The sequence below is a fragment of the Candidatus Njordibacter sp. Uisw_039 genome (assembly GCF_047730075.1).
Classification (GTDB): domain Bacteria; phylum Pseudomonadota; class Gammaproteobacteria; order Pseudomonadales; family Balneatricaceae; genus Njordibacter.
Map to the genome: position 1 here is coordinate 1,710,219 of NZ_CP159831.1, position 16,674 is coordinate 1,726,892.

Consider the following 16,674-nt stretch of genomic DNA (forward strand, 5'->3'; position numbering starts at 1 on the left):
GCATCGAGTTTAAATTTATGATTATTTTTCAACGTATAATACTGTTTTATATGATATTTATTACCTTGGCACGATAATCGCAATAGCAAGGTTAGCAATCACAACAACTAACAGAGACCCCCATGGAAAATAACTTATATGAACTCCAGTTTGCCCTGGATACCTTTTACTTCTTAATTTGTGGCGCTTTTGTCATGTGGATGGCCGCCGGTTTTGCCATGCTTGAAGCTGGCCTGGTACGCAGCAAAAATACCACTGAGATTCTCACCAAAAACTTTGCTCTGTTTGCAATTGCCTGTGTCATGTACCTCGTTATGGGTTATCAAATCATGTACGGTGGTGGCTGGTTTTTAAGTGGCATTGAGGCCATCGATACCACTCAGGTATTAGCTGACTCAGCAGCAGAAGGTTTTGGTGGTGCCTCGGTCTACTCCAATGCCTCAGACTTCTTCTTCCAAGTCGTATTTGTTGCAACTGCTATGTCCATTGTGTCTGGTGCTGTGGCAGAACGAATGAAACTATGGTCATTTTTAGCTTTTACTATAGTAATGACTGGTTTTATTTACCCCATGGAAGGCGCCTGGACTTGGAACGGTGAAGACGTCTTTGGCTGGTACAATCTTGGTGAGCTTGGTTTTTCAGACTTTGCAGGCTCAGGCATTGTGCACATGGCCGGCGCTGCTGCTGCTTTAGCTGGGGTAATATTACTTGGCGCACGTAAAGGCAAGTATGGCCCCAATGGCCAAATCAAGGCCATCCCCGGTGCTAACCTCCCCATGGCCACTTTAGGAACCTTTATTCTGTGGATGGGTTGGTTCGGATTTAACGGTGGCTCCGTGCTTAAGTTAGGTGATATTAACTCAGCTCACTCTGTCGCCATGGTATTTCTTAATACTAACGCCGCAGCAGCTGCAGGTGCCATTGCAGCGCTAATAGTGGCCCGTATTAAGTTTGGCAAAGCCGACCTCACCATGATGCTCAACGGCGCTTTAGCAGGCCTAGTCACCATCACTGCAGAACCTTCAACCCCTACAGCTCTGCAAGCCAGTCTTTTTGGTGCTCTAGGTGGCGTATTGGTAGTATTTAGCATCTTAGCCTTGGATAAACTCAAACTAGACGATCCTGTAGGTGCCATTTCCGTGCATGGCAGTGCCGGCTTGCTAGGTTTGATGTTAGTCCCTGTGACTAATGATGGTTCCACAGTTATGGGTCAAATGATCGGTGCACTCACTATTTTTGCATGGGTATTCCTAGCCAGCTTTGTGGTGTGGTATATCATCAAAAAAGTGCTTGGTATTCGCGTCACTGAAGAAGAAGAATACAAAGGGGTGGATATTTCTGAGTGTGGCATGGAAGCCTACCCAGAATTCACTACCCAATAGTTTTTACTCATTATCTAGCCTTGACAGAGGCCTACTTGCATAGCGAGTAGGCCTCCTTTAGTGTTTGCTTGATGATTAAAGGCGATAACATTGCTTAGGCATGCGGTCTTTAATATAGCCAGGTGCATGGGCGCTGCTCATAAGGCGATTACGAAGTGTTAAGTGCTTGAGTTGGTAGCTTTCTAAAAATGGGTCTGTATTTACACTCATGGTTAATAATCTTCGTTTAGGCCACCGTCATCAGGGATTTCTGATTCGCGGCGGGCAATAAAGTCTAACAGTTGATCATCAATGGCTTGATCTATTTTAGGCTCTTCATATTCATCTAATTTCGCCTTGGCTAAATTTAACGCTCTTTCAGTAATACTTTTGCTGCCGTTGGCAATCCATTGTTCGATGTTATTGTTATCTAATAACTTGGGCATGTAAAAAGCCCGTTGAAAGTTGTCTTGGGTGTGGGGGTGACCAAGATAGTGCCCACCTGGCCCCACATCTCGCACAGCAGCTAAAGCCTCATCAAAGTCATCCCAACGGGGTCCTTCTGCCATACGGTATGCCATAGCACATTGCTCTGCATCTACCATGAATTTAGCCACAGAACAGTGCATGCCAGCTTCATTCCAACCAGCTGAGTGCCAAATGTAGTTGGCCCCCGACATCATCACTGCCATAAGGTTAACGCCGCTCTCGTAGCCTGCTTGCGCATCAAGTACTTTAGCCCCACCTAAGGTATTGGAGGTGCGCCAAGGGACGTCATAATGGCGTGCCATTTGCCCAATAAGAAAATTCATTAAACAAATTTCTGGTGTGCCCGCCATAGGGGCACCAGATTGCATAGATACAGTGGCTAAATAATGGCCATAAATAGCAGGCGCACCTTTTTTGACCACTTGGGTATAAGCCAAGGCGGACAGTGCCTCGGCATTAAGCTGTACCACAGCAGGAACCGTAGAAGCGGGTGTATTTGCGCCGCCCAAAACGAAGGGTGAGCAAAGTACCGGTTGATTGCGCTTCACAAAGGCCCGTAAGGCTCCCAACATGGTGGCATCCCAAACCAACGGCGAATTACCATTAATGTTGCCGGTCGTCACAGGGTGATCGTCAATATAGTCTTTGCCAAATAAAATATCACACATGTCGATAACGTCTTCAGCATTTTTGCCAGACGTGGTCATGCCCATAAAGGTCTTGTCAGAATACTTCATAGACGAATGGGTAATGCGTAAATGTCGCCAAGGCACGGCATGATCCATGGGTTCTACAATATGATGGGCCGAAGAGTGCAAGCCTGGGCTCATGTGGGCCAACTTATGAAACATCGCTAGATCATCAAGTGTAGGGTTGCGCCGTTTATCTTCCAAATCACGTAAAAAAGGTGCCCCTGTCATGGGTACAAAAATACAATTCCGGCCCCCTAACTTAAGATTGTTTTCTGGGTTGCGAGCATGGTATTTAAGGTCTGAAGGAATACTTTTTATCAATTCACGAATATGGTGACGATCAAACTTAACTAAATCCCCTTCTACCCTTGCACCGGCCTCGCGCCAATCTTCTAGGGCAATGGGATCGCGAAATATCACACCCACTTCCTCTAAGATGGCCATAGAGGCATCATCGATCTTAGCTATTTGGTCTTCATCCATAGGTTCTGTATAAGGCAAACCATGGCGCAGGTGAGGCAACATTTGCTCTATGTTATGACAACGTAACAACTGCCTGTTGGCACGCCCACCACTGCGCTGACCGCGTATGGGACGTGTCGCTTCTGCAAATGCCTTGGTCATGTTCACTCCAAACTGATCTTAATGCCATACGTTAGGTATTTTTGGGTTAACATTCAAACGACATTTCCATAGCAATACATAACTTAATGTTATTATCTTTAACAGTCCTGGCATAAGGAGAATATTTTTTGTTACGCAAACAACTACCAGGCATTAATGGTTTGGTCACCTTCGAGGCGGCAGCACGGCATTTGAGCTTCACCTTAGCCGCCAACGAACTTTGCGTTTCTCAAGCAGCTGTTAGCAGACAAGTAAAACGGTTAGAAGAACAGCTGGGTTGCCCAGTATTTCATAGAGCTCAACGCCGTATAGAGCTCACCAAGGATGGCCAGAAACTGTTTCAAGCGGTGACTATGGGTTTAGGACACATTGCTACGGTAAGCAGTGATATCCGCCGTACCCAGTCCACAGGACAAATTACCATCGCTTCAACCTTAGGATTTTCTAGCTTTTGGTTAATGCCACGTATTCGCGCTTTTCATCAACAATACCCCGACGTAAAAGTACACGTTATTGCATCGGACAATGCCCAAGAATTACGCTCAGATAAAGTAGACCTTGCCCTTACGTGCGGTAACAATCAATTACAAGGCAACCAGACCCATTACTTGTTTTCTGAGCAGGCCTACCCCGTGTGCAGCCCAGAATACCTGCGCAATCGACAAAAACCAGAACAAGCCTCAGATTTATTACAACACCGACTATTACATTTAGACGAACAATTGTGGGATAACATCGGCTGGGATGCCATTGACTGGCCAGCATGGTTTAGTCATTTTAATGTGGATGGTTTAAACACGGATGATGCTGTGAAAATACCTGCAGGGTTTACCTTTAACAACTACCCTTTGTTAATCCAAGCAGTATTAGAAGGTGAAGGCATTGCCCTAGGCTTTGAGCATACTAGTGGCGACTTAGTGGCTCAAGGAAAGCTAGTTCCATTGACTGACAATGTGTGGGATACGGGCCGTGGTTACTACCTCGCTATTAAATCCAATTTGGTACACCACCCTGATGTACAAGCCCTAAGCCAGTGGTTGTTAAATAGCTTTTAACAAGGTCAGGCCTCCCGGCCTGCCCTCATCTCACGCATAGCGATGGTAGCGCTCACGCCCAAGTTAGTGAAAGGTTGCGGTGGTAGCCAGCTTGGTCCATCTTGACCTAGCTGTTGTTGCAGCAATTCACTGTCTTGACCTAGTGCTAATTCTGCTAATAATTTACCTGCGGCGGTACCCCGCGCTATACCTAAGCCATTTTGGCACACGGCCGCAAAGACGTTCGGATGACACTGGCCAAAATAACTGGCTTCATTATTCGACATACACAATAAGCCACCCCATGTATGTTCAAATTCTAACTCTGGCAACATGTGAAAGCGGCGCTTAAAACTGATTTGATGTTGAGCCTTTATGCCCTTCAGCTGAGCTTGTTGGTATTTTAGACGTGGACTACAGGTAACCACACTGCGAATGAGTAACCGCTGATCTACAGTTCGGCGAAGGGTTGCTCCAGCAGGATGTGACGGAATTAACCCCCAATTAGTGTGACCGCCTAGGCGTCTTTGTTGATCCTCATCCATAGGAGAAGTCATGCTGCCATAAGTACATACATGTACTAAACGACCTTTTTGTTGACCAAAGCTTTGCGCAAAACCGTTATTACATAAAAGTACTTGAGGTGCCGTAACTTGACCATTAGCTGTGGTTAATAGATGGCAATTTGCGGCGACCTTACGCCCGTTTTTGCCCCCGCTGCTACCCCAAAGGTACTCAGTTACAGGGGTGTTTTCGTACACACTTACGTTAGCGGGCAAATGCTCTGCACAACCCTGTACGAAGGCTGCCGGCTGAATCATCACCGTACCTGGGGTAAACACACCACTGTGATAGTAGTCTAAGCCAGTAATTTCTTGCATTTGTTGTTTTGACAAAAGACTAAATGGTTCACTTAAGTTAACCAAACCTTTACCGTAAGCTAATAGACTTTTGCCACCAGTAGCAGAAGTAGCGCCATGTATCTTTCCGGTCTCGCTCCAGTCACATGATATGTTATGTTGCTCAACCATCGTCTTGGCATAGGCAATACCCGAGCGGTTAAAGGTAATCATATTCCGATCCCTAGTCTCATTAGCAGTGTAAGCATGGCTATTAAGGGAATGGGGCAAATCAATCATAAAGCCCGAGTTGCGGCCAGACGAGGCCATGCCAATAGCTAAGGCGTCCAATAATACAATATGCTTTTCCGGTGCTAGTTCTGCCAAACGACGAGCTGCAGCAAGACCGGTAAAACCTCCACCAACAACCAATATGTCTGCCTCTATATTTCCCTGTAGGCTTGCATTAGGCACCCTTGTGGGGAGGTTTTTATACCACCCACAGTCATTTTCATAATTTGGCAGAATTTTAACGACTGCCATTAATCTAGTTCCGCCTCTGACTCAGTGGATAAATCTAGCCAAATAGTTTTGGTCTCTGTGTACTGGTCATGGGCTAACAGTGAGTTGTCTCGGCCACCAAAGCCAGACTGCTTGTAACCCCCAAAAGGAGTGCTCATATCCCCTTCGCTATAGCAATTAACACTCACTGTGCCAGCTTTAATAGCGCGGGCTACATTATGAGCACGGCGGCCATTACTAGTGAATAGGGAGGCATGTAAGCCATAACAGGTATCATTAGCTAGGGCCACTGCTTCTGCCGCGGAGTTAACAGTCATCACCGCTAACACCGGCCCAAACACTTCTTCTAGGGCGATGGTCATGTTGGGGGTCACTTGGTCAAAAATAGTAGGCTCAATAAACAAACCCTGCGCCAACTCCCCCTCTAACTTGATGGCACTGCCACCGAGTATTAACTCAGCACCCTGTTCTTGCGCTCCTTTAATATATGCCATCACCTTACTAAAGTGTTCTTGGCTGATCATGGCACCTAGTGCATTACGTGGATCCATTGGATCTCCAGTGATCCAGTCGCGGGTTTTTTCTAGCACTTTTCCCATCAATTGTTGTTTGATGGCACTGTGTACAATAAGCCGTGAATTAGATGAGCAGTTTTCGCCCATATTCCAAAATACTGCATTAACAACGTGTTCTGCCACTTCGTCTAAACGTTCTGCATCATCTAACACGATACAAGGGTTTTTACCGCCGCATTCCAACACCACACGTTTTAAATTACTCTGTGCTGAATACTGTAAAAACAGCCGCCCCACTTCCGTAGAGCCAGTAAACGACACTGCATCAATGTCTTGATGTAAACCTAAACTTTTACCACAGGTTTCCCCTAAACCCGGTAATACGTTAATCACCCCAGCTGGTACTCCAGCTTCATGGGCCAGTTGCGCTAAACGTAAACATGTCATGCTGGTTTGTTCGGCGGGTTTAAGTATGACGCTGTTACCAGCTGCCAACGCTGGGCCTAATTTCCAAGCGGCCATTAACATAGGAAAGTTCCACGGCAACACACAAGCCACAACACCAATAGGTTCGCGCTGTATTAAACCCAAAGAAGTATCCCCAGAAGGGGATATTTGGTCATATATTTTGTCGATAGCTTCTGCATGCCATTGAATACAATCGATGGTTTCAGGCACATCAATGGCCACACAGTCTTTAATAGGCTTGCCGCTTTCAAGGGCTTCCATCACCGCCAATTCTTGCTCATTACGTTTGATGAGCTTAATGAATTTAATCATCACTTTTTTACGTTCAGAGGGGTGTTTTTTACTCCACACACCGGCTTCAAATGCCTGCCGTGCTTTGTCGACAGCAACGTCTACATCGGCCCTATCGCAGGCACTAATTTGGCCTATTTCCTGCCCTGTTGCGGGGTTTAAGGTACTAAAGGTTTCGCCGCTTATGGCTGGTGTATAACTGCCATTTATCCAAGCATTACTAGGGAAATCTATCTGCGCCGCGATGGCAAGGTATTCTGTTTGCGTTAACATGATGTTATGCCTCAGTGGAATGGTTACAAATTTGCGCAATGGTGGTTTTAACAGTGCGCACGATGACTTCAAACTCGCGTTTAAGCTCATTATTCATGTCTCGCAAAGGTTTACGTACAGGGCCTGTAACAATGCCCTCTAACTGGCAACCGTATTTGATGCACTGAACAAACTTACCACCCTGTTCAAGGGTTTGCATAAGCGGTAATAACGCCGTCATGATCTTACGGCCTTTAACAAAATCTTGCTCCACCACACAGGCATGGTAGAGCGCGTGGTGTTCTTTTGGCAAGAAGTTAGCAGCGCCTGCCACCCAACTCTGAGCCCCCCAAGCAAAAAATTCCAACGCTTGATCATCCATACCACAACTGAGTTGAATATGAGGAAAACGACGAGCCAATAAATGTACCCTATTAATATCACCACTACTTTCCTTAATAGCACAAAAATTAGGCCGCATGCTCAAACGTTCTAAACACGCTTCGTCCAGTGACACACCAGTTCGGTCTGGAAAGTTATACAACATAATAGGCAGGTTGGTGGCTCGTTCTACTGCTAAGCAGTGGCGTGCTAATTCTTCTGAGGTAGGAATGGCGTAATAAGGAGTGCCCAATAACAGGCAATCTACACCAGCCTTATCGGCCTCTTGAGCAAAATAAATGGCATCTTCTGTGCGTAACGCCCCCACACCAGCAATTAATGGCACGCGGCCGCCTATGGCTTCTTTAGCTAGGGCAAACATTCGCACTCGCTCAGCTTTGTCCATGGCGTAATATTCGCCCGTGGTGCCACCGACAATAATGCCCTGTACGCCAGCGGCGATGGCTCCATCTACAATTGCAGCAAAGCCTGCTTCATTAATCGAAAAATCGTCATTAAAGGGAGTAATGACGGGGACGTAAATACCCTTGAATTGCATAGTAATCTCGCATTGTCTAAAGTGTTGCTAGTTTAGAACCTGCCAAGCAGCTGGGTCAAACAACTTATTAGCCAACCCATACATTACATAACGTTATATAGGGCCCATGGAGGCACTACAGGTTTAAATCTTCAGCACCAATGTGCATTTACCAAGGTTAATTGTGCACTTACATCTAATCTGACAGTGTATTGCATATTGTTATTGGCATTATTATTGTATGCTGCTACTAGCATCATCCATTTTCTCGCTTTAGCTACCCTTGTACAAAATTCATGCAACTTCACGTTCACCAAAGTACCCTTGAACTAGGCCAAAGCCATTGGCAAAAATACCTTTCTATATCGGCAGATCCATTTAGTCAATACGCGTTTCACGCCGCTTTAGAATACAGTGGCAGCGTGGGTGGTGACAGCGGTTGGCAGCCTTTGCACCTTGAAATCACTAACGATGGCGAGCCCCTAGCTCTCATACCTAGTTATGTTAAAACCCATTCGTGGGGGGAGTATGTATTCGATTTTGAGTGGGCTAACGCTTATCAACGCTATGGCTTAGAGTATTACCCAAAACTTATTAGTGCAGTACCTTTTACCCCGTGTGCTGGCCCACGTATATTACTAGTCAAAGGTGCTGATTTATCCAAGGCTCTGACTTTTTTAACGCAGCAATTGCCCCACTTATGTGCCCAACTAAAGTTAAGTAGCTGGCATTGGTTGTTTGCTCAAAAGCCCGATTGGCAGCCTGCTCAACAGCAATTATGGCACCAGCGTACTGGCTGCCAGTACCATTGGTACAATCAAAATTACAGTCAATTCGCAGACTTTACCGCTCGTCTAACCTCACGTAAACGCAAATCTATTAATAAAGAACGCCGAGTGATTGCTGAACAAGGTATAAATTTTACCTGGCAACAAGGTAGCAGCATTAGCCCACAAGCCTTAAAAGAGTTTTATGCCTGCTATCAGAGCACTTATCTAAAACGCAGCCGGCAGGGTTACTTAACCTATAAATTCTTCTCTGAGTTACTCACTCAAATGCCAGACAACCTGTTACTGGTGACCGCGTCAAAAGATCAAACGCCTTTGGCCTACGCATTATTTTTTGTCGATGATCAAACACTTTATGGACGTTACTGGGGCTGTTTGGAAGAGGTGGATTTTCTTCACTTTGAGACCTGCTATTACCAAGGCATTGATTATTGTATCGCCAATGGTATTTCTCACTTCGACGCAGGCGCCCAAGGTGAACATAAACTTGCTCGTGGATTTTTACCGCAACACACCCGTTCTTACCACTATTTGGCAGAATCCGGGTTTAATGATGCCATCAAACAATACTGTGAAGCAGAAGCCCAGCAAATAGAGGCATACATGGGATGGGCAAAAACAGCCCTGCCTTATAAAACCGAAGAGCATGGTTGACCTTTTAGTCATGAACCCCTTATAACTTGACCCTTTGGGCAGCAAGCCCTAACCTGTCACCCTCGTGATCAAACAAGCGTTTCAATTATGACTTTTACCAAGCCTTCTGGGCCCTCTGCAGCCTATCCTCATTTATTAGCACCACTGGACCTAGGCTTTACTACATTAAAAAATCGAGCCATCATGGGCTCTATGCACACCGGCCTGGAAGAGGCAAAAAATGGTTTTGAGCGCTTAGCCGAATATTTTGCTGAACGTGCCCGCGGTGGGGTTGGCCTTATCGTTACAGGTGGCATCTCACCAAACCAACAAGGCCTAACCTTTGCAGGTGCTGCCGCGTTGGATAACCCAGATAAAGTAGCTCAACATCAATTAATAACCCAAGCAGTGCACAATGCTGGGAGTAAAATTTGTATGCAAATCTTGCATACTGGGCGTTATGCTTACACACCAGATGCCATTGCACCATCTGCCATTAAAGCGCCTATTAACTCTTTTACTCCTAGAGCTATAACTAGTGAAGAAATCGAGCAACAGATTGAAGACTTCGCTAACAGTGCCAAATTGGCTCAAAATGCTGGTTATGATGGCGTAGAAGTTATGGGAAGTGAGGGCTATTTTTTAAATCAGTTTATTGTTACCCGAACCAACCAACGTGATGATGAGTGGGGTGGTAGTTATGACAATCGTACTCGTCTTGCCATTGAGGTAGTTAAACGTGTACGTGCCGCCGTAGGTGAAAAGTTCATCATCATCTACCGCCTTTCCATGTTAGACCTAGTACCAGAAGGCAGCAATTTAGACGAAGTGGTGCAGCTAGGCAAAGCCATTGAGCAAGCGGGTGCAACTATAATTAATACTGGCATTGGCTGGCATGAGGCCCGCATACCTACCATTGCCACCAAAGTGCCCCGTGCGGCCTTTACGTGGGTTACACATAGGGTACGCAAGCATCTAACCATTCCTGTCATAACATCTAACCGTATTAATACACCAGAAATAGCCGAAAGGGTTTTAGCTAATGGAGATGCAGACCTGATATCCATGGCCCGCCCTTTCTTAGCTGACCCAGAATTCGTCAACAAAGCTGCCGCAGGGCAAGCTGAACGTATCAACACCTGTATTGGCTGTAACCAAGCCTGCCTAGACCACATTTTTAATGGCAAACTAAGCAGCTGTCTAGTAAATCCAAGAGCTTGTGAAGAAACTCTCATTATTATTGAACCAACAGAAGCTAAAAAGACCATCACCATTGTGGGTGCAGGCCCCGCTGGTTTAGCCTGCGCCATAACTGCAGCAGAGCGTGGTCACAATGTCACTTTATATGATGCTGGTAGTGAAATTGGTGGCCAGTTTAATATTGCTAAACGTATTCCTGGCAAAGAAGAATTTTTCGAAACCCTACGCTATTTTAGTGTAAGGCTAAAAGAGCTGAATGTTGATGTGAAACTTAATACACGTTTAACTACTCAGCAGTTAAACCAAATGCAAGTGGACGAATTAGTTTTGGCTACAGGGGTTAGCCCACGTGATCTTGATCTACCAGGCCATGACCATGCTAAAGTGATTAACTACTTAGACGTTATTAAGGGCGCAGAAGTAGGCAAAAAAGTCGCCATTATTGGCGCAGGTGGTATTGGTTTTGACGTGGCTGAATTTTTGACCCATGGCAACAGTGAACCGAGCAAAAATATAGCCCAATTTATGTCCCAATGGGGTATTGATATGACCATGCAAGCTCGTGGCGGGGTTGCTGAGATGCCACAAAATATAGAAGCTTCTCCGCGCAAAATTCACCTGTTACAACGTAAAACCAGCAAAGTGGGCGCTGGTTTAGGAAAAACTACCGGCTGGGTACATCGTACTGGATTACAGCAAAAACAAGTGCATATGATAGCCGGTTGTGAGTACCAAGCCATCGATGACCAAGGCCTACATTTGACTATTGCTGGAGAACGCCAGATTTTAGATGTAGACCATATCATTGTATGTGCAGGCCAAGATCCAGATCAACGTTTGTGTGACGGTTTAGAACGCGCATACCATTTGATCGGAGGTGCCGATAAAGCTAATCAGTTAGATGCTAAGCGTGCTATTCGTCAAGGTACGTTACTAGCCATTAAATTATAGGGCACTGAATATGGGATACAGTACATTTGACCTAACCATCAACAACCATGTGGCCCATTTACGTTTCAATCGACCACAAAAATACAACACTATGAGCTTAGAATTTTGGCGGGAATTCCCCCACGCCATTAACGCCATAGATGAAGGTGCTCAAGCTAGGGTATTGGTCATTAGTGGTGAAGGAAAGCATTTTTGTGCAGGTATGGATTTATCCGTATTTACCAGTGGTGCCATTAAACGGCCTAAAGACCCTGCCCGTCGCAATGAACACATGCGCCAACTAGTATTGCAGCTGCAAGCTATTATTAGCAGTGTAGAAAATATGCGCATACCTGTATTAGCTGCAATTCAGGGGGGTGCCATCGGGGGCGCGTTAGACTTAGTATGTGCTTGTGATTGCCGTTATATGAGTGAAGATGCTTTTGTCAGCATCGAAGAGATTCGTTTAGGCATGGCAGCAGATTTGGGTACCCTACAACGTTTACCTCGGCTCATAGCACCAGGCTTAGCGAAAGAATTAGCTTATACGGGCCGCAGAATGATGAGCCAAGAAGCCCTAACAAGCGGCTTAGTTAATCAAGTTTTTGGTGATGCAGAAACTATGCTAAAAGTAGTTATGGAACTTGCACAAACCATAGCCAATCATTCACCTCTAGCGGTTCATGGATGCAAAGAAATAATGAATTATGGCCGCGACCACGACATTGCAAATGCCCTCAAATATCAGGCTACATGGCAAGCGGGTATGTTACAGCCGGAAGTAGATATGATGGAAGCAATGACAAGCAAAGACCAAAAACGCAACCCAGAGTATGGTGACCTACTACCGACAAACTCCGCCTTTATCAAGAGCTAAAATAGTTCAAACATAGTTAATCAGTATTTTTTATAATGCGATGTAACATTGTCTTTAAGGTCTCTGCTGCATTACTATCTAGCCCGTCCAAAGCATTGCTCTCTGCTTTTTGGCAATCTTCAATTAAATGCTCAACCCGCTTCTGACCAGCCCCTGTGCCAGTAATTTTGGTACCAACATCCAACTGTTGAACACGGGCCATATTTTGTTTTTGCAAATCCATGGATAGTTCTAACAAGGTAGCTTGGTCCACCATAGTGCGCTTAGCTAGGTCGGCTAAACTCATGCTGTTTTCATTATACAAACACGCCAATACTCGCCACTCTTTGGTAGTTAAACCATCATCAGCCACTAATTGATGAAATTCTTCACCCATCTGGTGAGTGGCCCGCGTCATGTAATATAACAAGTAGTTGTCAATAAAGTGGCTGACATCATTGGTCTCAACGGGAGACAAGGTTGGAATCGCTTCCGCTGTCGCATATGCACCACGGTAAAATACTAGCCCAGAGCCCGCTTTACCGCGTAAGCCCTTCACTTGGCCAACAATTATTTCATGGTCACCGCCATCGTAGGTAGCCCAAGCTTCACATTCAAAACTGGTTATGCTGCCTGGTAACATAGGCACACCACCAATGCCGTGCTCTACAGCTATATCAGCAAACTTGTCAATACCACTGCGGGCAAATTTGTTGGAGATATCAACCTGCTCAGCACTCAATACATTAACTACAAAATGCTTGGCATTAATAAACGCATCTGAACTGTAGGCAGCTTTGGTAATGCTCCACAATATTAGCGGAGGATCCATAGACACAGAGTTAAAACTGCTGGCGGTGGCACCTACAGGATCTCCACTTGCGTCTAAACAAGTTACTACGGTCACACCAGTGGCAAATGATGACAAGGCGTCGCGGAATTCACGGTTGCTAAAAGCTTCTGTGGACATTAAGGGGTTCCAAATTGGCAGTCAAGAATGGGTTCTATTATAAGCTTTAACCCAGCATACATAGAGAATTATTATATAAGAAACAGATAAAGAATAGCTAAAATTAATTCTAATAATATTTAATTAACATGTTAATAAAAATTCCAAACATTGTAAACCCCTGATGAAAACAAATCATCTTATAAAATTAAAGCATAAGGTTATAACTATATTTGCATTTGCTAATAAACCCTCATACAATGGGATTAAGCTAATTAATTCGCCCCAACTTGGAGACTCCATGACTCAAGCTACACAGACTAAACCTGCGATTACCGCCTTTTTTGACGAAGCAACATTCACAGTAACTTACATCGTGGCAGACCCAGACACTAATCAATGTGCCGTGATTGACACCGTATTAGATTACGATGCCAACACGGGCACTACCCGCACAGACTCTGCAGACAAAGTAATTACAAGTATTAAAGCAAGAGGCCTAACCCTAGTTTGGTTGTTAGAAACCCACGTACACGCAGACCACCTGTCCGCTGCACCTTACATTCAGCAACAATTGGGTGGCAAAATTGCCATTGGTGAGAAAATTACTCAGGTTCAAGATAATTTTGGCACCTTATTTAATGCTGAAGATAGTTTTCCTCGCGATGGCAGTCAGTTCAACCATTTAATAACGCCTAACGAAGAACTAAAGATTGGCAATTTATCTATGACAGCACTTCACACACCAGGCCACACGCCAGCTTGTATGAGTTTTGTAGTGGGCGGCGCATGTTTTGTAGGAGATACCTTATTCATGCCTGATTACGGCACAGCGCGATGTGACTTTCCAGGTGGTGATGCCACAGCCTTGTACGAATCTATGGAACAAATTTTAAGTCTGCCAGATGAGACCCGTCTGTTTATGTGCCATGACTATGCTCCAGGTGGCCGAGAGTACCTTTGGGAAAGCACCGTAGCAGAATCAAAAGCCAGTAATATTCATTTGGCAGGCAAGACCAAAGAAGAGTTTATCGACATGCGCACGGCAAGAGATGCACAATTAAGCACGCCGCGTTTACTGTTACCTTCGGTGCAAGTTAATATGCGAGCAGGCCATATGCCACCTGTAGAAGACAATGGTACCGCTTATATTAAAATTCCTATTAACCAAATTGTCGCTTAATTACAGTGATCAAAATACTCTGCAGTCCACTGACAAAACTACCCGCATTAAAATGGCTTAAAATCTACAACACCAGCGCCTTGCAAGCCGATGCGATGGCCGCTTTGATTGTAACTATAATGCTCATCCCCCAGAGTTTGGCCTATGCCATGCTGGCAGGATTGCCTCCAGCCACAGGCCTCTATGCCAGCATACTGCCACTTTTAGCCTATGCTCTGTTTGGTTCTAGCCGCACGTTAGCCGTTGGCCCAGTAGCCGTTATTTCCCTGTTATCTGCTAATGCCGTGGGTTTAGCCCATATTACTAGTGGTTTAGACGTATTAACCTTATCTATGACCCTAGCCTTGTTATCGGGCATGCTCATGTTAATAATGGGCTTATTGAAGTTAGGTTTTATTGCTAATTTATTAGGTCGCCCTGTAGTCATAGGCTTTATTACCGCCGCTGGCATTCTTATTGCCCTGGGCCAGTTGAAGCACATTTTAGGTATCCCTTTAAGCGGTCATAACTTACCCGAATTAGCCCATGGACTGTTGCAATACGGTAGCGATACACACCTTCTTACTGCTGTCGTTGGTGTCGTAAGTATTGTATTTTTGTGGTGGGCTCGCACTCCCTTAACTCACTTGTTATGCTGTTTTATGAGCGCAACTGCAGCATCAACGCTCAGTAAAATGGCGCCTGTCAGCGCAGTAGTCATTGCTATCTTATTGGTCTCAAACCTCGGTTTAGATCAACAAGGCGTTAAAGTAGTAGGCCATATTCCATCAGGGCTACCTAGTTTGGCATGGCCTGAATTAAGCTGGTTATTAGCCTCTACTCTGATGCCTCCAGCTATTATGATTAGCCTGATTGGTTATGTTGAATCTATTTCTGTAGCTCAAACCTTGGCCAATAAACGCCGTCAACAGATCGAGCCAAATCATGAGCTATTGGGCTTAGGTGCGGCTAATATAGCCTCTGCGGCCTCCGGGGGTTTTGCCGTAACAGGTGGCTTTTCGCGCTCTGTGGTGAACTTTGATGCTGGCGCACAAACCCCTATGGCAGGCGTATTTACTGCCGTAGGTATTGCTCTAGCGAGCCTTTACCTTACGCCCTACTTGGCTTTATTGCCTAAGGCCGTACTTGGAGCAACCATATTTGTGGCCGTACTCACCTTAATTGAACCTCACGAAATAAAATTCACATGGAAGTATAGCAAACACGACTTTGCCGCCATGATGATCACTATTGGTATGGTGCTATGTGTGGGTGTAGAAGCGGGTGTTATGGCAGGCGTAGTAGCCACTATATCGCTTATGTTATGGCGCACAAGTCGCCCTCATACAGCCATTGTGGGTCCAATTTCTGGTAGCGAACACTTTCGTAATATCACCCGCCACAATGTGGCACAATTTGAACAGGTCATTACCCTGCGTATTGATGAAAGTTTGTTTTTTGGTAACGTACGTTATCTAGACAACCAGTTCAATGCGTTACTAGCTCAGAGCCCCGGTGTAGAACATTTGATACTAATGGCTTCTGGGATTAACCATATTGATTCCAGTGCCGTAAAAAGCCTATTGGAATTCAATCAACGGTTACAAGACAAAGGGATTCAAATGCACTTGTCAGAAGTTAAAGGGCCGGTGCTGGATCGACTAAAAAGGGTTAACTTTGCTGAGCAATTAACCGGTACAATATACCTAAGCCAGCACCAAGCTTGGCAGGATTTAACCAAGGCACCATAGGGAAGGTCCAGCCTGGGTTACTTTGTTTTAAATAACAGTGAGAAATGGTATGGATTTTAGCGAATTAAAATGTGAAGCCTGTCGCGCTGATGCTCCAACGGTTACGGATAAAGAGTTAGCGACCTTAATGGGGGAAGTTCCAGGCTGGGCTCCCATTCTTGTGGACGGTGTCAAGCAGCTTCAGCGCCAATACAAATTCAAAAATTTTAAATTAGCTTTAGAGTTCACTAATCTATTGGGAGACCTGGCCGAAGCAGAGTTTCACCATCCTGCTATTTTAACAGAATGGGGCAAAGTTACTGTCACTTGGTGGACTCACACTATCAGTGGTTTACATCGTAACGATTTCATTATGGCGGCTAAAACAGACACACTATTAACCACAAGTTAATTAGTAAC

At 45.2% G+C, this 16,674-nt stretch carries 14 protein-coding genes; 8 read left to right on the top strand and 6 right to left on the bottom strand.

Annotated features, from left to right (window positions below; translation table 11 throughout):
- Nucleotides 1-122 precede the first annotated feature (122 nt).
- The gene (locus ABXT70_RS08130; protein WP_443639991.1) at nt 123-1,382 is read left to right on the top strand and encodes an ammonium transporter; all 1,260 of its coding nucleotides are present in this window, start codon (nt 123-125) and stop codon (nt 1,380-1,382) included.
- A 75-nt stretch (nt 1,383-1,457) separates the two neighbouring features.
- Here ABXT70_RS08130 and ABXT70_RS08135 read toward each other — a convergent pair whose 3' ends face one another.
- A complete protein-coding gene (locus tag ABXT70_RS08135) occupies nt 1,458-1,592 on the bottom strand; it encodes a hypothetical protein (protein ID WP_443639992.1) in 135 nt (44 codons plus the stop codon).
- Nucleotides 1,593-1,594: 2 nt separating this feature from the next.
- A complete protein-coding gene (locus ABXT70_RS08140) occupies nt 1,595-3,166 on the bottom strand; it encodes a trimethylamine methyltransferase family protein (RefSeq protein ID WP_443639993.1) in 1,572 nt (523 codons plus the stop codon).
- A 128-nt stretch (nt 3,167-3,294) separates the two neighbouring features.
- Here ABXT70_RS08140 and ABXT70_RS08145 point away from each other — a divergent pair, with 128 nt between their 5' ends.
- The gene (locus ABXT70_RS08145; RefSeq protein WP_443639994.1) at nt 3,295-4,221 is read left to right on the top strand and encodes a LysR substrate-binding domain-containing protein; all 927 of its coding nucleotides are present in this window, start codon (nt 3,295-3,297) and stop codon (nt 4,219-4,221) included.
- Between the two features lie 5 nt (nt 4,222-4,226).
- Here the strand turns inward: ABXT70_RS08145 and ABXT70_RS08150 are convergent, their stop codons facing one another.
- The 3 genes from ABXT70_RS08150 to ABXT70_RS08160 are packed head-to-tail and all read right to left on the bottom strand — an operon-like array spanning nt 4,227 to nt 8,027.
- Nucleotides 4,227-5,582, bottom strand: coding sequence for an NAD(P)/FAD-dependent oxidoreductase (locus ABXT70_RS08150; protein ID WP_443639995.1), 1,356 nt, complete (start codon nt 5,580-5,582; stop codon nt 4,227-4,229).
- On the bottom strand, nt 5,582-7,108 hold the full coding sequence (locus ABXT70_RS08155) for an aldehyde dehydrogenase (protein ID WP_443639996.1): 1,527 nt from the start codon (nt 7,106-7,108) through the stop codon (nt 5,582-5,584). The genes ABXT70_RS08150 and ABXT70_RS08155 overlap by 1 nt, the downstream gene beginning before the upstream one ends.
- A gap of 4 nt (nt 7,109-7,112) precedes the next feature.
- Nucleotides 7,113-8,027 carry a dihydrodipicolinate synthase family protein gene (locus ABXT70_RS08160; RefSeq protein WP_443639997.1) on the bottom strand — a complete coding sequence of 305 codons (915 nt, stop codon included), beginning with the start codon at nt 8,025-8,027 and terminating at the stop codon, nt 7,113-7,115.
- Nucleotides 8,028-8,302: 275 nt separating this feature from the next.
- Between ABXT70_RS08160 and ABXT70_RS08165 the strand changes: the two genes are divergently transcribed.
- From ABXT70_RS08165 to ABXT70_RS08175, 3 genes are all read left to right on the top strand, one after another.
- Entirely contained in the window at nt 8,303-9,448 is a 1,146-nt protein-coding gene (locus ABXT70_RS08165; RefSeq protein ID WP_443639998.1) for a GNAT family N-acetyltransferase, read from the top strand.
- 87 nt (nt 9,449-9,535) lie between these two features.
- The gene (locus tag ABXT70_RS08170) at nt 9,536-11,578 is read left to right on the top strand and encodes an FAD-dependent oxidoreductase (RefSeq protein WP_443639999.1); all 2,043 of its coding nucleotides are present in this window, start codon (nt 9,536-9,538) and stop codon (nt 11,576-11,578) included.
- Between the two features lie 10 nt (nt 11,579-11,588).
- Complete coding sequence (locus ABXT70_RS08175) at nt 11,589-12,434, top strand: crotonase/enoyl-CoA hydratase family protein (RefSeq protein ID WP_443640000.1); 846 nt, start codon at nt 11,589-11,591, stop codon at nt 12,432-12,434.
- Between the two features lie 16 nt (nt 12,435-12,450).
- Here ABXT70_RS08175 and ABXT70_RS08180 read toward each other — a convergent pair whose 3' ends face one another.
- Nucleotides 12,451-13,383: a flavin reductase gene (locus ABXT70_RS08180; protein ID WP_443640001.1), complete on the bottom strand. Its 933-nt coding sequence runs from the start codon at nt 13,381-13,383 to the stop codon at nt 12,451-12,453.
- A gap of 280 nt (nt 13,384-13,663) precedes the next feature.
- Between ABXT70_RS08180 and ABXT70_RS08185 the strand changes: the two genes are divergently transcribed.
- Genes ABXT70_RS08185 through ABXT70_RS08195 form a run of 3 tightly spaced genes read left to right on the top strand, consistent with a single transcriptional unit; the run spans nt 13,664 to nt 16,666 of the window.
- The gene (locus tag ABXT70_RS08185) at nt 13,664-14,545 is read left to right on the top strand and encodes an MBL fold metallo-hydrolase (RefSeq protein WP_443640002.1); all 882 of its coding nucleotides are present in this window, start codon (nt 13,664-13,666) and stop codon (nt 14,543-14,545) included.
- A gap of 5 nt (nt 14,546-14,550) precedes the next feature.
- Entirely contained in the window at nt 14,551-16,275 is a 1,725-nt protein-coding gene (locus tag ABXT70_RS08190) for a SulP family inorganic anion transporter (protein ID WP_443640003.1), read from the top strand.
- A 49-nt stretch (nt 16,276-16,324) separates the two neighbouring features.
- Nucleotides 16,325-16,666 carry a 4a-hydroxytetrahydrobiopterin dehydratase gene (locus tag ABXT70_RS08195; RefSeq protein WP_443640004.1) on the top strand — a complete coding sequence of 114 codons (342 nt, stop codon included), beginning with the start codon at nt 16,325-16,327 and terminating at the stop codon, nt 16,664-16,666.
- The last annotated feature ends 8 nt before the right edge of the window (nt 16,667-16,674 follow it).

Excerpts from the sequence above, each read along its gene's own strand:
- ABXT70_RS08130 (WP_443639991.1), top strand. The coding sequence starts at position 123 with ATGGAAAATAACTTATATGAACTCCAGTTTGCCCTGGATACCTTTTAC.
- ABXT70_RS08135 (WP_443639992.1), bottom strand. The coding sequence starts at position 1,592 with ATGAGTGTAAATACAGACCCATTTTTAGAAAGCTACCAACTCAAGCAC.
- ABXT70_RS08140 (WP_443639993.1), bottom strand. The coding sequence starts at position 3,166 with ATGACCAAGGCATTTGCAGAAGCGACACGTCCCATACGCGGTCAGCGC.
- ABXT70_RS08150 (WP_443639995.1), bottom strand. The coding sequence starts at position 5,582 with ATGGCAGTCGTTAAAATTCTGCCAAATTATGAAAATGACTGTGGGTGG.
- ABXT70_RS08155 (WP_443639996.1), bottom strand. The coding sequence starts at position 7,108 with ATGTTAACGCAAACAGAATACCTTGCCATCGCGGCGCAGATAGATTTC.
- ABXT70_RS08160 (WP_443639997.1), bottom strand. The coding sequence starts at position 8,027 with ATGCAATTCAAGGGTATTTACGTCCCCGTCATTACTCCCTTTAATGAC.
- ABXT70_RS08165 (WP_443639998.1), top strand. The coding sequence starts at position 8,303 with ATGCAACTTCACGTTCACCAAAGTACCCTTGAACTAGGCCAAAGCCAT.
- ABXT70_RS08170 (WP_443639999.1), top strand. The coding sequence starts at position 9,536 with ATGACTTTTACCAAGCCTTCTGGGCCCTCTGCAGCCTATCCTCATTTA.
- ABXT70_RS08175 (WP_443640000.1), top strand. The coding sequence starts at position 11,589 with ATGGGATACAGTACATTTGACCTAACCATCAACAACCATGTGGCCCAT.
- ABXT70_RS08180 (WP_443640001.1), bottom strand. The coding sequence starts at position 13,383 with ATGTCCACAGAAGCTTTTAGCAACCGTGAATTCCGCGACGCCTTGTCA.
- ABXT70_RS08185 (WP_443640002.1), top strand. The coding sequence starts at position 13,664 with ATGACTCAAGCTACACAGACTAAACCTGCGATTACCGCCTTTTTTGAC.
- ABXT70_RS08195 (WP_443640004.1), top strand. The coding sequence starts at position 16,325 with ATGGATTTTAGCGAATTAAAATGTGAAGCCTGTCGCGCTGATGCTCCA.